The organism is Pseudomonas mohnii, assembly GCF_900105115.1.
Taxonomy (GTDB): Bacteria; Pseudomonadota; Gammaproteobacteria; order Pseudomonadales; family Pseudomonadaceae; genus Aquipseudomonas; species Aquipseudomonas mohnii.
This window is the reverse complement of record NZ_FNRV01000001.1, coordinates 3,428,223-3,446,137: the sequence shown is the minus strand read 5'-3', so window position 1 is coordinate 3,446,137 and position 17,915 is coordinate 3,428,223. Positions and strand designations below refer to the sequence as shown.

General features: G+C 59.3%; 15 protein-coding genes. 9 read left to right on the top strand and 6 right to left on the bottom strand.

Features of this window, described 5'->3' with window-relative positions:
- Positions 1-219: 219 nt before the first annotated feature.
- Complete coding sequence (locus tag BLV61_RS15895; RefSeq protein ID WP_047535207.1) at positions 220-624, top strand: acyl-CoA thioesterase; 405 nt, start codon at positions 220-222, stop codon at positions 622-624.
- A 73-nt stretch (positions 625-697) separates the two neighbouring features.
- Positions 698-1,597: a D-hexose-6-phosphate mutarotase gene (locus BLV61_RS15890; RefSeq protein WP_090466333.1), complete on the top strand. Its 900-nt coding sequence runs from the start codon at positions 698-700 to the stop codon at positions 1,595-1,597.
- Positions 1,598-1,660: 63 nt separating this feature from the next.
- On the opposite strand, the gene BLV61_RS15885 is transcribed toward BLV61_RS15890, so the two are convergent.
- The 4 genes from BLV61_RS15885 to purE form a co-directional block, all read right to left on the bottom strand.
- Complete coding sequence (locus BLV61_RS15885; protein ID WP_047535212.1) at positions 1,661-2,197, bottom strand: DUF3299 domain-containing protein; 537 nt, start codon at positions 2,195-2,197, stop codon at positions 1,661-1,663.
- Between the two features lie 87 nt (positions 2,198-2,284).
- Positions 2,285-2,530 (bottom strand): GlsB/YeaQ/YmgE family stress response membrane protein, encoded by a 246-nt coding sequence (locus BLV61_RS15880; RefSeq protein ID WP_047535215.1) that lies wholly within the window; start codon positions 2,528-2,530, stop codon positions 2,285-2,287.
- Positions 2,531-2,635: 105 nt separating this feature from the next.
- Positions 2,636-3,718 (bottom strand): 5-(carboxyamino)imidazole ribonucleotide synthase, encoded by a 1,083-nt coding sequence (locus tag BLV61_RS15875; protein WP_047535216.1) that lies wholly within the window; start codon positions 3,716-3,718, stop codon positions 2,636-2,638.
- Positions 3,719-3,729: 11 nt separating this feature from the next.
- Positions 3,730-4,221 carry a 5-(carboxyamino)imidazole ribonucleotide mutase gene (gene purE / locus BLV61_RS15870; protein WP_017341565.1) on the bottom strand — a complete coding sequence of 164 codons (492 nt, stop codon included), beginning with the start codon at positions 4,219-4,221 and terminating at the stop codon, positions 3,730-3,732.
- Positions 4,222-4,627: 406 nt separating this feature from the next.
- On the opposite strand from purE, the gene BLV61_RS15865 reads away from it, so the two are divergent.
- Positions 4,628-5,224 (top strand): zinc metalloprotease, encoded by a 597-nt coding sequence (locus BLV61_RS15865; protein ID WP_052193630.1) that lies wholly within the window; start codon positions 4,628-4,630, stop codon positions 5,222-5,224.
- A gap of 145 nt (positions 5,225-5,369) precedes the next feature.
- Here BLV61_RS15865 and BLV61_RS15860 read toward each other — a convergent pair whose 3' ends face one another.
- The gene (locus BLV61_RS15860; protein WP_090466331.1) at positions 5,370-6,281 is read right to left on the bottom strand and encodes a LysR substrate-binding domain-containing protein; all 912 of its coding nucleotides are present in this window, start codon (positions 6,279-6,281) and stop codon (positions 5,370-5,372) included.
- 180 nt (positions 6,282-6,461) lie between these two features.
- Here BLV61_RS15860 and aspA point away from each other — a divergent pair, with 180 nt between their 5' ends.
- The 3 genes from aspA to BLV61_RS15845 all read left to right on the top strand — a co-directional run bounded on the left by aspA (position 6,462) and on the right by BLV61_RS15845 (position 10,715).
- The gene (gene aspA, locus BLV61_RS15855; protein WP_047535225.1) at positions 6,462-7,886 is read left to right on the top strand and encodes an aspartate ammonia-lyase; all 1,425 of its coding nucleotides are present in this window, start codon (positions 6,462-6,464) and stop codon (positions 7,884-7,886) included.
- Between the two features lie 269 nt (positions 7,887-8,155).
- A complete protein-coding gene (locus BLV61_RS15850; RefSeq protein WP_090466329.1) occupies positions 8,156-9,604 on the top strand; it encodes an alanine/glycine:cation symporter family protein in 1,449 nt (482 codons plus the stop codon).
- Positions 9,605-9,710: 106 nt separating this feature from the next.
- Positions 9,711-10,715 (top strand): asparaginase, encoded by a 1,005-nt coding sequence (locus BLV61_RS15845; RefSeq protein WP_090466327.1) that lies wholly within the window; start codon positions 9,711-9,713, stop codon positions 10,713-10,715.
- 76 nt (positions 10,716-10,791) lie between these two features.
- Here BLV61_RS15845 and BLV61_RS15840 read toward each other — a convergent pair whose 3' ends face one another.
- Positions 10,792-14,202 (bottom strand): dermonecrotic toxin domain-containing protein, encoded by a 3,411-nt coding sequence (locus BLV61_RS15840; protein ID WP_090466325.1) that lies wholly within the window; start codon positions 14,200-14,202, stop codon positions 10,792-10,794.
- Between the two features lie 218 nt (positions 14,203-14,420).
- On the opposite strand from BLV61_RS15840, the gene BLV61_RS15835 reads away from it, so the two are divergent.
- The 3 genes from BLV61_RS15835 to BLV61_RS15825 all read left to right on the top strand — a co-directional run bounded on the left by BLV61_RS15835 (position 14,421) and on the right by BLV61_RS15825 (position 17,762).
- Positions 14,421-15,419 carry an AraC family transcriptional regulator gene (locus tag BLV61_RS15835; RefSeq protein ID WP_047535230.1) on the top strand — a complete coding sequence of 333 codons (999 nt, stop codon included), beginning with the start codon at positions 14,421-14,423 and terminating at the stop codon, positions 15,417-15,419.
- Positions 15,420-15,617: 198 nt separating this feature from the next.
- Positions 15,618-16,649: a histone deacetylase family protein gene (locus BLV61_RS15830; RefSeq protein WP_047535232.1), complete on the top strand. Its 1,032-nt coding sequence runs from the start codon at positions 15,618-15,620 to the stop codon at positions 16,647-16,649.
- Positions 16,650-16,661: 12 nt separating this feature from the next.
- A complete protein-coding gene (locus BLV61_RS15825; RefSeq protein ID WP_047535235.1) occupies positions 16,662-17,762 on the top strand; it encodes a polyamine ABC transporter substrate-binding protein in 1,101 nt (366 codons plus the stop codon).
- The last annotated feature ends 153 nt before the right edge of the window (positions 17,763-17,915 follow it).

The following is a 17,915-nucleotide window of genomic DNA, read 5'->3' as shown; positions in this document are numbered from 1 at the left end:
GGAGTCTACCGACCGATATACTCGCAATCTCGCTGCAGTTCGAAAGGGTTGCTGTGCGAAAACGCCTGTCAGGTTCATAGGCGATTTCGCAGAGTTTCCCTTTAGGCGCCTTAAGAAAAACGTGACGAACGTAGTATGTTCGGTGCTTGGATCGTTTTTCGCGAAGACGGCTACCACCAGCAATACCAACGAAGAGTCACGGGTCAGAGGCCCCCCGGCATGATAGAGCTCGAACAAGAAGATCCGATTCCGCAAGGCGACCTGGCCCTGCAAATCACCGCCCTTCCTCGCGAAACCAACGGCTTTGGCGATATTTTCGGCGGCTGGCTGGTTTCGCAAATGGACTTGGCTGGCACCGCTATGGCCAGCAAGGTTGCCGGTGGGCGCGTGGCCACGGTGGCGATCGACCGTATGGCGTTCCTGGTACCGGTGGCGGTGGGTGCTCAGCTCTCCTTCTATACGCAGGCACTGGAAATCGGCCGTAGCTCGATCAAGATGATGGTCGAGGTCTGGAGCGACGATCCGCTGTCCAGCGAATGGCGTAAAGTCACTGAAGCGGTGTTCGTGTTCGTCGCCATCGATGGCAGCGGCCGCACCCGTTCGGTTCCGCCCAGAGCTCGTTGATAAAACGCTTCGTTAAACCCGGCGATCTTTTTGCAGTCTGTAGTCGTCATTGTTCCCGATCGAGAGCTGCCCCATGAACACGCCCAACGTTGAAGCCGTGAAACTGGATGAACTGAACTGCTGGCGCATCCGCCACGGCCAGGCCGAATTGCTGGTCGCCCAGCAAGGTGCGCAGATCCTCAGTTATCAACTGGCCGGCCGGCCACCGTTGATCTGGCTCAACGACGAGGCGGTGTTCAAGACGGGCAAGAGCATTCGTGCCGGCGTACCGGTTTGCTGGCCGTGGTTCGGCAACCTGGCGCGCAACCCACAGAGCGTTCAGTCGATGCGCGTCAGCCACGAACCGGCCGCAGCTCACGGTCTGGTGCGAGCGATGGACTGGGAACTGGGCGGCATAGAAGCAGAGGGCGATAGCCTCAAGATCGAATTCCTCCTGCCCTACCCCGAAGGCGGTCTGCCGGGCTGGCCGCATCAGGTGGACTTGAAGCTGAGCATTCGTCTGGATGAACAGTTGCATATCCACCTGACCAGCCACAACCAGGGCGCTGAAAACGTCACCATCAGCCAGGCGCTACACAGCTATTTCGCCGTCAGCGATGTGCGCAACGTGCATGTCGAAGGGCTGGATGGCCTGGATTACATCGAGACGCTGGACGACTGGAAAACCGTCACTCAGTCCGGCGACTTGCGCTTTACCGGCGAGACCGATCGCATCTACCTGAATACCCCGGCGACGCTGAGCATCGTCGATCCAGCCTGGGAGCGCCGCATCGCGCTGACCAGCAGTGGTTCACGCTCCGCAGTGATCTGGAACCCATGGATCGAGCGCGCCGCCGCGTTCAGCGACATGGCCAACGATGGCTGGCAGCGCATGCTGTGCATCGAGACGGCGAATGTGATGGGTGATGTGGTTTCGCTGGCGCCGGGTGCAAGCCATACCCTGGGCGTCAGCATCGCCAGCAAGCCGCTCTAAGCCGCACTACAAAAACACTGTGGGAGCGAACAAGCTCGCTCCCACAGTGTTTTAGTGTTGCCGCTACAGATCCGACTCTTTCACCACACGCACCTTCGCCGCATCCAGTGCATACGCCGCATCGGCCAGGTCATTGCTGACCTTCTCGATCTTCAGCGTGCCGGTCACCCACAGCGGTGTGTAGATGTCGTTGAGTTTCAAACCTTGCGGATAACGCACCAGCACCAGTTGATTCGGTGGCGGTGGCGGCACGTGGATGCAGGCACCCGGGTACGGCACCAGGAAAAACAGCGTGCTGCGTCCTTTCGCGTCGGTCTCCAACGGCACCGGATAACCACCGATACGAATGTTCTTGTCGTTCATCGACGCTACGGTTTTGGTTGAATACATCACCGCCGGCAGGCCTTTGCTCTGCTTCATGCCACCCTTTTCGGTAAAGGTGCCATTGGCCTCGGGGGAGTTGTGGTCGATTTCGGGCATGGCCTCGAGGGCTTTCTGGTCCGACTTGGGCATCAGTTCGAGCCAGTCGGTTTCCGGCAGTTCGGCGGCATGAGCCAGGCCCGTGCCCAGGAAAAGAAGAGTCAAAAGAAGACGGCGCATGAAAGTGCTCGGTAAAGGGAGGACGGTGAGACGCCGAGCATTCTAGCCCTCTCGGCGTACGCGGCCGAGAGGGCTTTGTCGCTTAAATCAGTTCTTTTTGATCAGGCCGTAGATCACCAGCAACACGACGGCGCCCACCAGTGCGCCAATGAAACCCGCACCTTGGCCGGCCTGATAAAAGCCCAATGCCTGGCCGCCATAAGTAGCCGCCAGCGAACCGCCAATACCGAGCAGGATGGTCATGATCCAGCCCATGCTGTCATCGCCCGGTTTCAGGAACCGCGCCAGCAGGCCGACGATCAGGCCGATAAAGATGGTTCCGATAATTCCCATGGCATTTCCCTCTGAATGGATAGTCATGCGAAAGCCTAGCCAGACTTTCGCATCCTGCCATGAGAGAACGGCGCCCCTGAATGGTTCCGCCGCTGCCACATGAAACTATTCGGCGATGAGCGCTTCGACCTTGAGGATCTGCGCGGCCAGCGTCTCGCGGTCTGCACAACGCAGGTTGGCGTGACCGACCTTGCGCCCGACCTTGAATGCCTTGCCATAGTGGTGCAGGTGGCAATCGGCGATGGCCAGGACTTTCTCGGTCTCCGGCACTTTGCCGATAAAGTTGAGCATGGCGCTTTCGCCGACCTTGGCCGTCGAACCCAACGGCAAGCCGGCCACGGCGCGCAGGTGGTTTTCGAACTGGCTGCATTCGGCGCCTTCGGTGGTCCAGTGCCCGGAGTTGTGTACGCGCGGGGCGATTTCGTTGGCCTTGAGGCCACCGTCGACTTCAAAGAACTCGAACGCCATCACCCCCACGTAATCCAGTTGCTTGAGCACGCGGCTGGAATAGTCTTCGGCCAGGGCTTGCAGCGGATGATCGGTGCTGGCCACGGACAGCTTGAGGATGCCGCTGTCGTGGGTGTTGTGCACCAGCGGGTAGAAGCGGGTCTCACCGTCTCGGGCACGCACGGCGATCAACGAGACTTCACCGGTGAACGGCACGAAGCCTTCCAGCAGGCAGGCGACGTTGCCCAGCTCGGCAAACGTGCCGACCACATCTTCAGGGGTGCGCAGCACTTTCTGGCCCTTGCCGTCGTAACCCAGGGTGCGGGTCTTGAGCACGGCCGGCAGACCGATGGAGGCCACAGCGGCGTCGAGATCGGCTTGCGACTGAATGTCGGCAAACGCCGGGGTTGGAATCCCCAGGTCCTTGAACATGCTCTTCTCGAACCAGCGATCGCGGGCAATGCGCAAGGCTTCGGCACTCGGATAAACCGGAACGAATTGCGACAGGAACGCCACGGTTTCGGCCGGGACGCTCTCGAATTCAAAGGTCACCAGATCGACTTCATCGGCCAACTGACGCAGGTGATCCTGGTCACCGTAGTCGGCGCGCAGGTGTTCACCCAATGCCGCAGCGCAGGCGTCCGGCGCCGGGTCCAGAAAAGCGAAGTTCATGCCCAGCGGAGTGCCCGCCAGCGCCAACATGCGGCCCAACTGGCCGCCACCGATTACACCGATCTTCATCGTCAACAACCTCAGGCGATGCGTGGGTCTGGATTTTCCAGGACGCTGTCTGTCTGCTCAGCACGGAAGGTTTTCAACACCGCGTGGAACTGCGGGTGCTTGGCGCCCAGGATACTCGCCGACAGCAGCGCGGCGTTGATCGCGCCAGCCTTGCCGATGGCCAGGGTGGCGACCGGAATGCCCGCAGGCATCTGCACAATAGAGAGCAGCGAATCGACACCCGAGAGCATCGACGACTGCACCGGCACGCCCAGCACCGGCAGGTGGGTCTTGGCCGCACACATGCCAGGCAAGTGGGCCGCGCCACCGGCACCGGCGATGATCACCTCGATGCCACGCGCCTCGGCTTCTTCAGCGTACTGGAACAGCAGGTCCGGGGTGCGGTGGGCAGAGACCACTTTCACCTCGTAGGGGATGCCGAGCTTTTCCAGCATATCGGCGGTGTGGCTAAGGGTGGACCAATCGGACTTGGAGCCCATGATCACGCCAACCAATGCACTCATCGTCGTGCCTCTTCTCTCTGGGCGCCCGCAGGCGCATCAAAAAACAACAAGCCACGCAAAATGCGTGGCTTGATTGTACGAATTATGGCCGGGCGAACCGGCCGAAGGCCGCGCAGTATACCGCAATACGCCAGATAAACAGCCCCTCTTGCGACCATCTGTCATTCGCCTTGCCGGAATTTAAACTGACTCCAAAGTCAGCTGGGACAGCTGTTTCAGATGACAACTTAATTACTCTCGAGAACCCAAACTTCTAACCGCCAAAAGTTGGCACTATTAATTCAACGCAATACAAAGCAACAGACGTCAACTCGCAAAAACAATACATCATCATTAGATTTAATCCGCTGGACTTTAAAAGCAAACACAGCTTGCAACATTCACAAGACAACTAAAGGATTCAAGGATGAGCCCAACTGCCGACTCCACCAAGAAGAAACCAATTACTATTTTCGTGGTCATTCACGATGACGTACCGGAATCAACAAGAAAAAACCTTCATGCCGACTACTTCCAGCCGCTCATATCCGAGCTGGAAAGTTTCACCGAGCGTAAAGTCTACGTGATCTTTGGCCGCCTCGCGCCCTACAGCAACTTTGATTATAAAAACGAAAACGAACAAATCACCTCATCGCGCTGGGAAAACATGTGCGTCAGCTATTTGGAGAAAAGACTCGCAGAAGGTTTCATAATTGACCGACCGACCAAAGTGCTCCTGGTCACCAACGAAGACATGAACAACAGGATCGCAGGTATAGCTCGTGTCCACCCACCGTTATTTACCGGAATAAGCGCAATCGCATCGCTGACCGGCTACAACTATGCCGCCCATGAAATTGGCCATTTACTAGGGGCCAGGCATGAAGATTCGGAAATCCAATACAACGGCTGGTGGTGTGAAACTTACATGACACCAAAACCTGGAGGCATTACATCCAACTGTTATCTCTTCAGCCCTGCCAACCGACAGAACATAAAGAATTATTTGGCGAGCATAGACTGATAACGACTGGATTATTCATCAGGAAAGTTTCATGACAGGTCGATTCAATCCGTTCAAATATCTCGAAGAGATACAATAAAAACCCGATTAACCCCGCCACTGTAAAAGAGTGAACGCATCATCGGCTTTCACTCTTTATTTTCTGTCAGATGGTCGAGCCCGCCGCTCCGCCCTCCAGCTTGCGCCACAACAACCGCACATTGGCCTTGCGCACCAGGGCGCAGCGATACAGGCGAATTTCCAGGGGCACATGCCATTGCGGACCGCCGCAGACCACCAGTTCACCGCGCGCCAGTTCGGCGCGCACACTCAGTTGCGGCACCCAGGCGATGCCCAGTCCCTCCAGCGCCATGCTTTTGAGGCTGTCGGCCATGGCGGTTTCGTAGATGGTAGTGAAGCGCAACGCTCGCTGACGTAACAGCATGTTCACCGAGCGACCGAGAAACGCGCCCGCGCTGTAGGCCAGCAAAGGCACACTGCCCTCACCTTCCAGATCGAACAGCGGCTTGCCCTCTGCATCCGCCGCGCAAACCGGGAGCATCTCGGTATGGCCCAGGTGCAGCGAAGGGAAGATTTCCGGGTCCATCTGCATGGCCGCATCCGGGTCGTAGAACGCCAGCATCAAGTCGCAGCCGCCTTCCCGCAAGGCATGCACCGCATCGCCAACGTTGGTTGCCACCAATCGCGTGGCGATGTTCAGGCCTTCGTTGCGCAGTTGGGCGATCCAGCGTGGAAAGAACCCCAGCGCCAGCGAGTGAGCGGCAGCGACCTGCATCACTTCACCCTGCCCGCCTTCCAGATGATGCAAATGACGCAACACCTCACCGAGTTGCTCGACCACGGTCCGTGCGGTGACGAGGAACAACTGCCCCGCCGCCGTCAGCTCCACCGGCGTGCGCGAGCGGTTGACCAGCGTCAGGCCCAGCGCGGCCTCCAGGCTGCGGATCCGCCGACTGAACGCCGGCTGGGTCACGAAACGCCGTTCCGCCGCCTGGGAGAAGCTGCGGGTGGCAGCCAGAGCACTGAAGTCCTCCAGCCATTTGCTTTCCAGATTCATCACGTCCTCCCGGACACGCACCAATTTAGGTCACACGCTCGCCGCACACACGGCGTCACACAGGCATTATGCCGAATGTGCATAGGCCAGTGTTTAACAGCATTGGCCCAAATTTCTCCACAAGCCTAGCATTTGCAGTGTTCCGGCACAGACCGGGTCCATATCGAGATGATTTCTATCATGTCCTCCGCTGCATCTTTCCGCACAGAAAAAGACCTGCTTGGCGTACTCGAAGTACCGGCTCAAGCGTATTACGGCATCCAGACCCTGCGAGCGGTGAACAACTTCCGTCTCTCCGGCGTTCCGATTTCGCACTACCCGAAGCTGGTTGTCGGCCTGGCCATGGTCAAACAAGCCGCCGCTGACGCCAACCGTGAATTGGGTCACCTCAGTGAAGCCAAGCACGCGGCCATCAGCGAAGCCTGTGCACGATTGATCCGCGGCGATTTCCACGAAGAGTTCGTGGTGGACATGATTCAAGGCGGCGCTGGCACTTCGACCAACATGAACGCCAACGAAGTGATCGCCAACATCGCACTGGAGGCCATGGGTCACCAGAAAGGCGAATATCAGTACCTGCACCCGAACAACGACGTGAACATGGCGCAGTCGACCAACGACGCTTACCCGACGGCTATCCGCCTGGGTCTGCTGTTGGGTCACGATGCGCTGCTGGCCAGCCTCGACAGCCTGATTCAGTCGTTTGCCGCCAAAGGTGCAGAATTCAACCACGTCCTGAAGATGGGCCGTACCCAGCTGCAAGACGCCGTGCCGATGACCCTCGGCCAGGAATTCCGTGCTTTCGCCACGACCCTGGGCGAAGACCTGGCACGCCTGAAAACGCTGGCACCTGAACTGCTGACCGAAGTGAACCTGGGCGGCACCGCGATCGGCACCGGCATCAACGCCGACCCGCGCTACCAGCACCTGGCCGTTCAGCGCCTGGCAACCATCAGCGGTCATCCGCTGGTACCGGCAGCCGACCTGATCGAAGCCACTTCCGACATGGGCGCGTTCGTGCTGTTCTCCGGCATGCTCAAGCGTACCGCGGTGAAGCTGTCGAAGATCTGCAACGACTTGCGCCTGCTGTCCAGCGGTCCACGCACCGGCATCAACGAAATCAACCTGCCAGCGCGTCAGCCGGGCAGCTCGATCATGCCAGGCAAGGTCAACCCGGTTATCCCGGAAGCCGTTAACCAGGTCGCGTTCCAGATCATCGGTAACGACTTGGCGCTGACCATCGCGGCCGAAGGCGGCCAGCTGCAACTGAACGTGATGGAGCCGCTGATCGCGTTCAAGATCTTCGACTCGATCCGCCTGCTGCAACGCGCCATGGACATGCTGCGCGAGCACTGCATCGTCGGCATCACCGCCAACGAAGAGCGCTGCCGTGAACTGGTCGAACACTCGATCGGCCTGGTCACCGCACTGAACCCGTACATCGGCTATGAAAACGCCACCCGCATCGCCCGTATCGCACTTGAAAGCGGCCGCGGCGTGCTGGAACTGGTGCGCGAAGAAGGCTTGCTCGACGACGCCATGCTCGCCGACATCCTGCGCCCGGAAAACATGATTGCTCCGCGTCTGGTTCCGCTTAAGGCCTGATCCGACGCGTTACCTGTAGCACCGCTCACCAGGTCGAGGGACTAGACACCTCTCACCTTTTGAGGGCTTGGAGATCATTCTCCAGGCCCTTTTTTTATCCGCGACAGAAGCAAAAGCTCAACCCCTGCGAAACCCGACCTAACAACAAACCCGCGATATGAAACCGGGACGAACATCGACCCGCCTGTTGTGCCGAGCGCCAACGGGTGTAACGCAATGTGTCCGTCTGGCCAGCATTTGCCTAAACAAAAAACAGCGAGGAAAAATCCATGCTCGAAGTCATTAACGACTTCCTCTCAGGGAAAGTACTGATCGTGCTCATTGTCGGGCTCGGTAGCTATTTCACGATCCGCTCGCGTTTCGTTCAATTGCGTCACTTCTTCCACATGTTCGCCGTGTTCCGCGACAGCCTTAAAAGCAGCGCCGGGCAACTCAGCTCGTTCCAGGCCCTGATGCTCAGCCTTGCCGGCCGCGTCGGTGCAGGCAACATCGCCGGTGTCGGCATCGCCGTGACCCTTGGCGGGCCAGGCGCGGTGTTCTGGATGTGGGTGACCGCGCTGGTCGGCATGTCCAGCAGCTTCTTTGAATGCTCCCTTGGCCAGCTCTACAAACGCGCCGATGCCGACGGCACCTACCGGGGCGGCCCGTCCTACTACATCCAGCATGGCCTGCAAAAACGCGGGCTCGGCATGCTCATGGCATTCCTGCTGCTGGTGACGTTCGGCTTCGCCTTCAACGGCCTGCAAGCCCACGCCGTGACCCACTCACTGAACAATGCCTTCGGTCTGGACACGACCTACACCGGCATCGGCCTGGCCGTGCTGCTGGGCCTGGTGTTCATCGGCGGGATCAAGCGCATCGCCAAGGTCGCCGACCTGCTGGTGCCGGTGAAAACCCTGGTGTACATCGGCGTGACCCTTTACGTGATCGTGCTGCAGTTCGATCACGTTCCAGCCATGCTGATGACCATCGTCAAAAGTGCCTTCGGTCTGGACCAGGCCTTCGGCGGCCTGATCGGCAGCGCCATCGTCATGGGCGTGAAGCGTGGCGTGTTCGCCAACGAAGCGGGCCTGGGCAGCGCGCCCAATGTGGCCGCTGTCGCGTCGGTCGAGCACCCGGTGGCACAAGGCGTGGTGCAAGCCTTCAGCGTATTCCTCGACACCTTCGTGATTTGCACCTGCACGGCGTTGCTGATCCTGCTCTCGGGCTTCTACACCCCGGGCTTCGAAGGCGACGGCATCGCCCTGACCCAAAACTCCCTGGCCGCCGTGGTCGGTGACTGGGGCCGGATGTTCATTTCCGTGGCGCTGGCGTTGTTCGTGTTCACCTCGATTCTCTACAACTACTACCTGGGCGAGAGCAACCTGCGCTTCCTGATCGGCGAAAACCGCAAGGCGCTGATGGGCTACCGTGCGTTGGTGCTGGTATTGATCTTCTGGGGCGCCATCGAGAACCTCGGCACCGTGTTCGCCTTCGCCGACATCACCATGACCATGCTGGCGTTCGTCAACCTGATCGCGCTGTTCCTGCTGTTCAAGGTTGGCATGCGCATCCTGCGCGACTACGACGACCAGCGCGCCGCCGGGATCAAGACGCCGGTGTTCGATTCCGCCAAGTTCCCGGACCTGGATCTGGATCGCCAGGCGTGGCCGGCCAATCCGCCAGCCGCCACCAAGGCCCAAGCCGAACCGCATGGCGTACCTGCAGCGCAACGCTGACGGGTAGATGACGGGCGCATACTCCGCGCCCGTCAGTTAAAGTTCGAAAAACTGTGGAAGCGAGCAAGCTCACTTCCACAGGCACTCTTCCTTCCGGAGAATCCCCATGAATTCCTCGAACTACCCTGCCGCCCAGCACGTCATGGTGCTCTACACCGGCGGCACCATCGGCATGCAAGCCAGCGCCCATGGTCTGGCCCCGGCCTCCGGTTTCGAAGCGCGCATGCGCGAGTACCTGCACAGCCAACCGGAACGGGTCGTGCCGCAGTGGCGCTTTCGCGAGATGTCGCCGCTGATCGACAGCGCCAACATGACCCCGGCCTACTGGCAGCAACTGCGTGAAGCCGTGGTCGATGCCGTTGACGTGCAAGGCTGCGACAGTGTGCTGATCCTGCATGGCACCGACACCCTGGCCTACAGCGCTGCGGCGATGAGCTTCCAGTTGCTCGGCCTGCAGGCCCGCGTGTGCTTCACCGGCTCCATGCTGCCGGCCGGCGTCACCGACAGCGATGCCTGGGAAAACCTCAGCGGCGCGCTGGTTGCCTTGGGCCAAGGCCTGGCACCGGGTGTGCACCTGTACTTCCATGGCGAGCTGTTGGCACCGACCCGCTGCGCGAAAGTACGCAGTTTCGGCCGCCATCCCTTCAAGCGTCTGGAACGTCAGGGCGGCGGCGTGAAAGCGCCTTCGATTGCGCCGCAGTTGAACTACAACCAACCCAGGCAACTGGCGAATGTCGCGGTACTGCCCCTGTTCCCCGGCATCAGCGCCGAGGTACTGGACGGCTTGCTCGCCAGCGGCATTCAGGGGCTGGTGCTGGAGTGCTATGGCAGTGGAACCGGGCCCAGCGACAATCCGGCGTTCCTCGCCAGCCTGGGGCGAGCGCGGGACAAAGGCGTGGTGGTGGTGGCGGTTACGCAGTGCCATGAAGGTGGCGTCGAGCTGGATGTATACGAGGCCGGCAGTCGCTTGCGCGGGGTCGGTGTGTTGTCCGGCGGCGGCATGACCCGTGAAGCGGCGTTCGGCAAGTTGCACGGGTTGTTGGGGGCGGGGCTGGAAACGAGCGAAGTCCGTCGACTTGTAGAACTCGACCTCTGTGGCGAGCTGGTCTGAGGCAAACAGGGCCGGTTGCAACTTAGCAAGCCCTCCTGTCCGTCGCCGTCAGGAAGGCTTGCCCTGTCACTTCAGTCTATTGATGGAAAAACACCTGCCTGGCCGTCGTTCGGCTAATGTCGCCACGCCATATGCTGGTCACTGCGTGTCCAGCCGCCTGTTGATCCTTCTGAAAATTCAGGCCCAGGCGGCGCTGCGCGACCGTTTTCAAATGCGCCTTGGCAAAGGAATCTGGAGCAGCCTCTTTTGTCGGGTAGTGAAAATGGGCATACCACAGCACATTGTTGTCGGTATCGCGGATCTCGTATTCCTGCAAAAAGTCAGTGCCTTTACCCCCAGAGCTATCGGTTCTCCCGCCGACCTTGCGGATGCTTATCTCTTCTGCCTCCAACAGATACTCCACCGCCCCCGCGGTCGGATTCCGCGACTTGTACATTTCAATGCGTGTTTGCTGTGCCAGCTTCCGAAGGCGCGTGGCTGTATTCCTCAATTGATCGACGACTGGCTCTAATGACACTTCACCCGCCGACCGGGTCAACGCCTCGATGTTGTTGGCGGCAGCGTCAAACGGGTCAGCCTGGTTCATGATGAGACTTTCTACATCGGCCGGCGGACGATCGGATTTGGCCATCCGCTTGGCCTCAGCCACCTGCCCGTCGTATCCGGCCAATAGATCTCGCGCATTTTTCTCCAGTTTTCCAAGCTTCCTTGTGGCCCGAACACTAAGCGGCATGCCTCCCAGCAGCCGTAGGCGGAAATCGAAACTCCAGCGACCCTGCTCATCGCTTTTCAACCAGGGCCCCCTGCGCGACGCCCTCGTCAGATCGGTGATCACAACCCCATCCAATGTAGGCGACACCCGAAACCAGTCATCTTCGACGCAGGCATACAAGTAGCCGCCTTGCTTATATAGCCCGCGAAACTCGCCGGATTTGACCAACGAATCTCCGCGCAGCGGCACCGAGAGCTTGAATGAGTTGAGATTGGCCAGCTGTGGAGCTGACAACTGGCCTCGCGCGCTGTTCCAGCCAAAAGACAGCTTCGGCTCTCCCCCGAAAGGGCCGACAGGCCGCCTGTCAATTTTATTGTCGAGCAGGATGCGCAGATCGAGCGCGGTTTCGCCGACAACGCCAGACGCTTCGGTGCGCGCAATCGCAGGCACGGGCGAACCCGAGTGCACCAGTATCAAGGCCAGGTTCATCAACACATCTGCCGCTGCTTCCAATCGATGCTCGGCATTTTCGCGTTGAACAAGCCCTTCAATGCTTTGGGTGAGTTGGACCAAAAGGCCGATAGTAGCCAATGGGCCGTCCAACAATGGTTGTAACAGGTTGAACAATGCCCACCCGAAGTCCTTGAGTTGATCCCAGCGGGCCTCTGAGTTCGATACGGAATCACCTTTGGCCTGCTCGATCAGTGCCTGGGCGCAAGCCCGGTACAGCGCGCTGAACACGTCCACTGAGACCGCGCTGGCGAGCGAGACGCGTTGCAACTGGAGCACGTCGAACTCACCGAGAATGACCCCTCCTACATGGGGCTCCACGAAGCCGCCGTTGGCATAGATGTGGCGAATCGAGGGTGCCAGCCCGGCAAGCACGCTGCGCTGCAATGACTCATCCTCCTGAATGGCGCTCAACAAATCTGCCCACGAGACAAACTCGAGCATTGGTTCGTCCGAAGCAGGTCGGTAGAGAATGTGTGGCCCGCGTCCAAGCTCCTGCGGGCCGATCACAAACATGTTCAAGACGTAGTCCGTTCTGGAGTCGGCTCCAGCCTGGAATCCCAGCGGTCTGACCACCATGGCATGTCCCTCGACCTGACGATCGACCGCGGCCGTTTGCAGGGCGGCGACAACCTGTCGATAAGCCGGATCGGACAAGCGCTTGCGGATTTTCAGTTCCAGTGCCAACAGCGGCAATTGAATGCTCATGCTTGCGCGAAATTGTTCTCGTCGCTTTTTGTACTCGTCGAAGTCGCCCAGCAATTTGCGCTGCAACAGGTCGGGATAACGCTGGCCGATGTCGGCGCGAGTGGTCAGGTCCCTCAGATAGTCATAGGTCAGCCACGCCGGTGGTTCGCCGTTGCGATAATGGATCTGCGATGGAACCAGGGGCAACGCGCCGATATTTTTCACGGCCAGTTGCAAAAATGCCGAGCGGGTTGTCTGGTAGCGAGGCTCGGGAAATGGCGGATCAATGATTTCGAACGCCGTGTTCTCCAACCGCTGCTGCGTCACCTCGATATCGCGCACATTGATAGGCTCACGGGTCGGATCGTCTGCGACCATCAGCGCCTTCAATGCCTGCTCGGCATACTCATGAATGGGCGCGATGTCCGACAGGAATGTGGTACCGGTTCGATTCTGGCCCGCCTGCGAGGCCAGCAATTTGCTGTAAGCAACGCGATCCGCCGGACTGGCTTGCTTTAGCCATGATGGCAACAAGTCTTCCAGCGTCGACAACCTGGCTTCATGACCTGAATGAAAGGCACCCAGTAACGTCGAGGGACTACTGACCTGTTCCAGCCGTCGTTCGAGCGTCGGCAAGTCGGCGAATACTTCGGGTTTGATTGCCGCAATAACCTGCAGCTGACGCTCGAGAAGACTCAGGGTCAGCGCGTCGAAAATGTCATGTTCAGGCCTGTAGTTTCTTAGCGACAGGGGTCCCGCACGGCGCACACCAAACCAGGATCGCGTCATGGCTTCCTCGGAGCTGAATACTTCGATTCCGCCGGACAATGTGAACAGTAACGCAATGGTTCGCCCACCCACATTGCGGGTCATCGACAGGACCAGCACATCATCCGCAGTGGCGGTGCTGACGTCCTCATACACGAATGTCACGGCAGCTTGGGTCGCCGCATCGCCCTGGACCCTTTCGCGCTGGGTGTTATCGGGGTAATCAAGCACGCCCTGGACCGCCAGCAGTGCTTCACCGGCAAGTGCTTGGGAGGCTATCCGCAGTTGCTCTCGGAACAGATCGCGCAGTCGCTGCCAGAGACCGGCGTCGTTCCCGCTCGATTGGCTCCAGAAGTCGACCAGCTCTTGTTGATAGCACTGCAGCAACTGCGGCCCCCATTCATCGAGCACCTCGCTGATTTCGCTCAATTCAACGTCAATGGCTGGAGGCGTTTCTACGTTGGAGTACCGTGAGAGAAAGCTCTTGTCACTGAAAACCCTGCAACTGCCCTTCCAGTAACTTTCGAGCAACAGATCCGTCAGTCCGTAGCTTAGATAACCCGCAAAGCTTGACCCTCCCGGGGTTTCATTCCACCGAGGTTCGAGTACGGCAGCGCTTGCAACCTTGATATCGAGACTAGGAAACAGGTCATCCAGGACTTGTTGCAAGGTCCTTCGGGCCGTTTCTCGCAAGGTGGGGCGATTGGCAAACAGGTGCAAAATGCTCAAGGCCTGTGAAGCCACCTCAGCATCCGGCCGCAGGGGACGCAGCAGGCGGGTATCGGTTGAGGTCGTGTTTGAAGAGGTCATGATTAAAGTCCATCCCTGGGTACATGAAATGTCGTCACGACAGCCAACACTCGGGCGTGTGACCGTCATGACCAAGGTAATAACCTTGCAGACACGGGAAGGCGGTATCCACGTATAGCTTCTGTAACCGTTGGCTTCACCGGGCGTGCCGCCCCCCCATTACTCCGGGCCCGGCACACAACTTGCTCCCATCCAGCAAATCAAGACTGGAAGTCGCCATGCTCCACTCTCATCTCACGACCCTCAATGCCGTCTCGCTGATCCTCAACACCTTCAAGGCTGAAGGCTTGTCCAGTGAGGCGCTATTGGCCGGCAGCGGCATCAGTGCGGCGGATCTGAACCGCGCCGACACGCGCATCACCACCAATCAAGAGATGCAAGTCTGTGCCAACGCTGTCGCACTCAAGCGTGACATCGGCCTGGAATTGGGCCGGCGGATGCACGTGTCCTGCTATGGCATTCTCGGTTATGCACTGCTCACCAGTGCCACCTTCGGTGACGCTTTGCGTCTGGCGATGCGTTATCCGGCGCTGCTGGGAACACTTTTCGAACTGAGCCTGGAGGAAGATGGCGAGCGTGTCTGGTTCGTCGCGGCCGACTATCGCGAGAGCCCGGCGATGGCGGTGTTCAACGCCGAGTTCTGCCTGGTTTCGCTGAAGGTCATCTGCGACGACCTGCTCGGTCATCCGCTGCCACTGCTCGCCGCTCGCTTCGAACATGCCGCACCCGACTACGAAGCGACCTATGCCGAACACTTCAACTGCCCGCTGCATTTCGGGGCACGGGACAACGCCTTCGCCTTCGACAAGCACTGGCTCGATCAACCCTTGCCCTTGGCCGACGTGATTACCCATCAAGCCATGGCCGAACGTTGCCGCAAGCAGAATACCGAGTTCACCGGACGCCAGGCGTGGCTGGGGCGAATCCGCCAATTGCTGAGTGCGCAACTGAATGCGGCGCCTGGGCTGGAGGGCCTGGCGGAGCAGATGAACTGTTCGGCGAGAACCCTGCGTCGGCATCTCAAGGACCTGGGCTGCAGCTATCAGGAATTGCTCGATGAATTGCGCTTCGAACAGGCCAAGCAAATGCTGTGCGAGGATCAGTTGCCGATCTATCAGATTGCCGAGGCCCTGGGTTTCAGCGAGACCGCGAGCTTTCGCCATGCCTTCGTGCGCTGGAGTGGTGTAGCGCCAAGCCAGTTCCGCCCACATGGATAACCCTGGGGGAGCGGGCAAGCCCGCTTCCACAGCGTCTGAATTCCACGCGCCATGCCAGGGCGTGGCGCATTAAAAAGGGGCGAATTTCGGTCAGATTTTTTGGCCATATCGATCCCCTTTTGGCCTTTCCTGCCGTTTTCCAAAATCGTCCATGCCGCAAGACTGTGCTCAACCGAATCAGCCTGCGGAGAACAAGAAATGCTGACGATCTACTCGAATGATCACCATCTGCACCACGGCCGTTGTGAATTGATAGATGGGCAACTCAAGCCCTGCTTCGAAATGCCTTCGCGTGCCGACCACGTGCTGGCCCGGGTGCAAAACCAGAACCTGGGCCCGGTAGAAGCGCCCAAGGATTTCGGCCTCGGCCCCATCGAGCGCATACACAGCCGCGACTACCTCGACTTCTTCAAAGGCGCCTGGGCGCGCTGGACCGAATTCAACACTGACGGCGACCTGCTGCCCTACACCTGGCCGGCCCGCACCCTGCGCCAAATCAAACCGACCAGCCTGCACGGCCAGCTCGGTTACTACAGCTTCGACGGCGGTGCGCCGATCACTGCCGGAACCTGGCAGGCAGCGTACAGCGCAGCGCAAGTGGCATTGACTGCCCAGGCAGAAATCCAGGCTGGCGCGCGCAGTGCCTTTGCCTTGTGCCGTCCACCAGGACACCACGCCGCTGGCGACTTGATGGGGGGTTATTGCTACCTCAACAACGCGGCCATCGCCGCCCAGGCCTTCCTCGACCAGGGTCACAAAAAGGTCGCGATCCTCGACGTGGACTACCACCACGGCAACGGCACCCAGTCGATTTTCTATGAACGCAACGACGTGCTGTTCACCTCGATCCACGGCCACCCGGAAGCCGAGTTCCCGTTCTTCCTCGGTTATGAAGATGAGTTGGGTGAAGGCGCCGGTGAGGGCTTCAATTTCAACTACCCGTTGCCCGCCGGCAGCGGCTGGGACACCTGGAGCGCGGCGCTGGAACAGGCCTGCAAAGAGATCGAAAGCTACGGCGCGGACATCATTGTCGTGTCCTTGGGCGTTGATACATTCAAGGACGATCCGATCTCACAATTCAAGCTCGACAGCCCGGATTACCTGGCCATGGGCAAGCGCATCGCAGCCCTGGGCAAACCAACGCTGTTCGTGATGGAGGGCGGTTACGCGGTCGAGGAAATCGGCATCAACGCGGTGAACGTCCTTGAAGGTTTTGAAAGCGCTCAGTGAGGAATTAAAACAATGAAAAGGCTCAAGCGCTTTATCGTGCCGGCCCTGAGTGCCCTGGTGCTCAGTGGCGCCGCGCACGCCGAAGAACGAACGTTGCGCGTCTACAACTGGTTCGACTACATCACCCCCAAAGCCCTGGAAGATTTCAAGGCGCAGAACACCCAGACCAAACTGGTCTACGACATTTTCGACACCAACGAAGCCCTCGAAGCCAAGCTGCTGACCGGCAACTCCGGTTACGACGTGGTGGTGCCGTCCAACGTGTTTCTCGCCAAGCAGATCGAGGCTGGCGTGTTCCAGCCACTGGACCGCAGCAAGCTGCCGAACTGGAACCACCTCGATCCCAAGCTGATGAAGCTGATCGAAGCCAACGACCCGGGGAACAAATTCGCGGTGCCTTACATGTACGGCACCATCCTGATCGGCTTCAACCCGGCCAAGGTCAAGGCAGTCCTCGGCGATAACGCACCAGTGGACAGCTGGGACCTGATCTTCAAGGAAGAGAACATCAGCAAGCTCAAGCAGTGCGGCGTAGCCCTGCTCGACTCGCCGTCGGAGATACTGCCCCTGGCCCTGCAACACCTCGGCCTGGACCCCAACAGCAAAAAGCCTGCGGACTACGACAAGGCTGAAGCGCTGCTGATGAAGATTCGCCCGTATATCACCTACTTCCACTCATCGAAGTACATGGCTGATATCGCCAACGGTGACATCTGCGTCGCCGTGGGCTATTCCGGCAGTTTTTCCCAGGCCGCCAACCGCGCCAAGGAAGCCAAGAATGGTGTCGTCGTCGACATGCGGCTGCCAAAAGAAGGCGCGCCGATCTGGTTCGACATGCTCGCCATTCCGAAGGGTGCGAAGAACCCGGAAGACGCCTACACCTTCATCAACTACTTGCTGCAACCGCAGGTGATTGCGCCGGTCAGCGACTTCGTCGGCTACCCGAACCCGAACAAGGACGCCACCGAGCTGGTCGACCCGGCGATCCGCAATAACCCGAACCTGTACCCGACCGACACGGCGATGGGCACGCTCTATACCCTGCAACCGCTGCCTCGCGATGCCGAACGTGCGCGGACCCGGGCCTGGACCAAAATCAAGTCAGGCACCTGACCCGTATCGCTTCAACCGCTTCCCCGGACCCGCGCATGCGCGGGTCTTTTTTTGCCCGCGATATTTATTTACCGCCATCGCCCAACGGCCCGTCACTACCTTGCAACGCTTCGCGCACCGAATGTTCTGCGGTGCCCGCTAACCACACAAAGG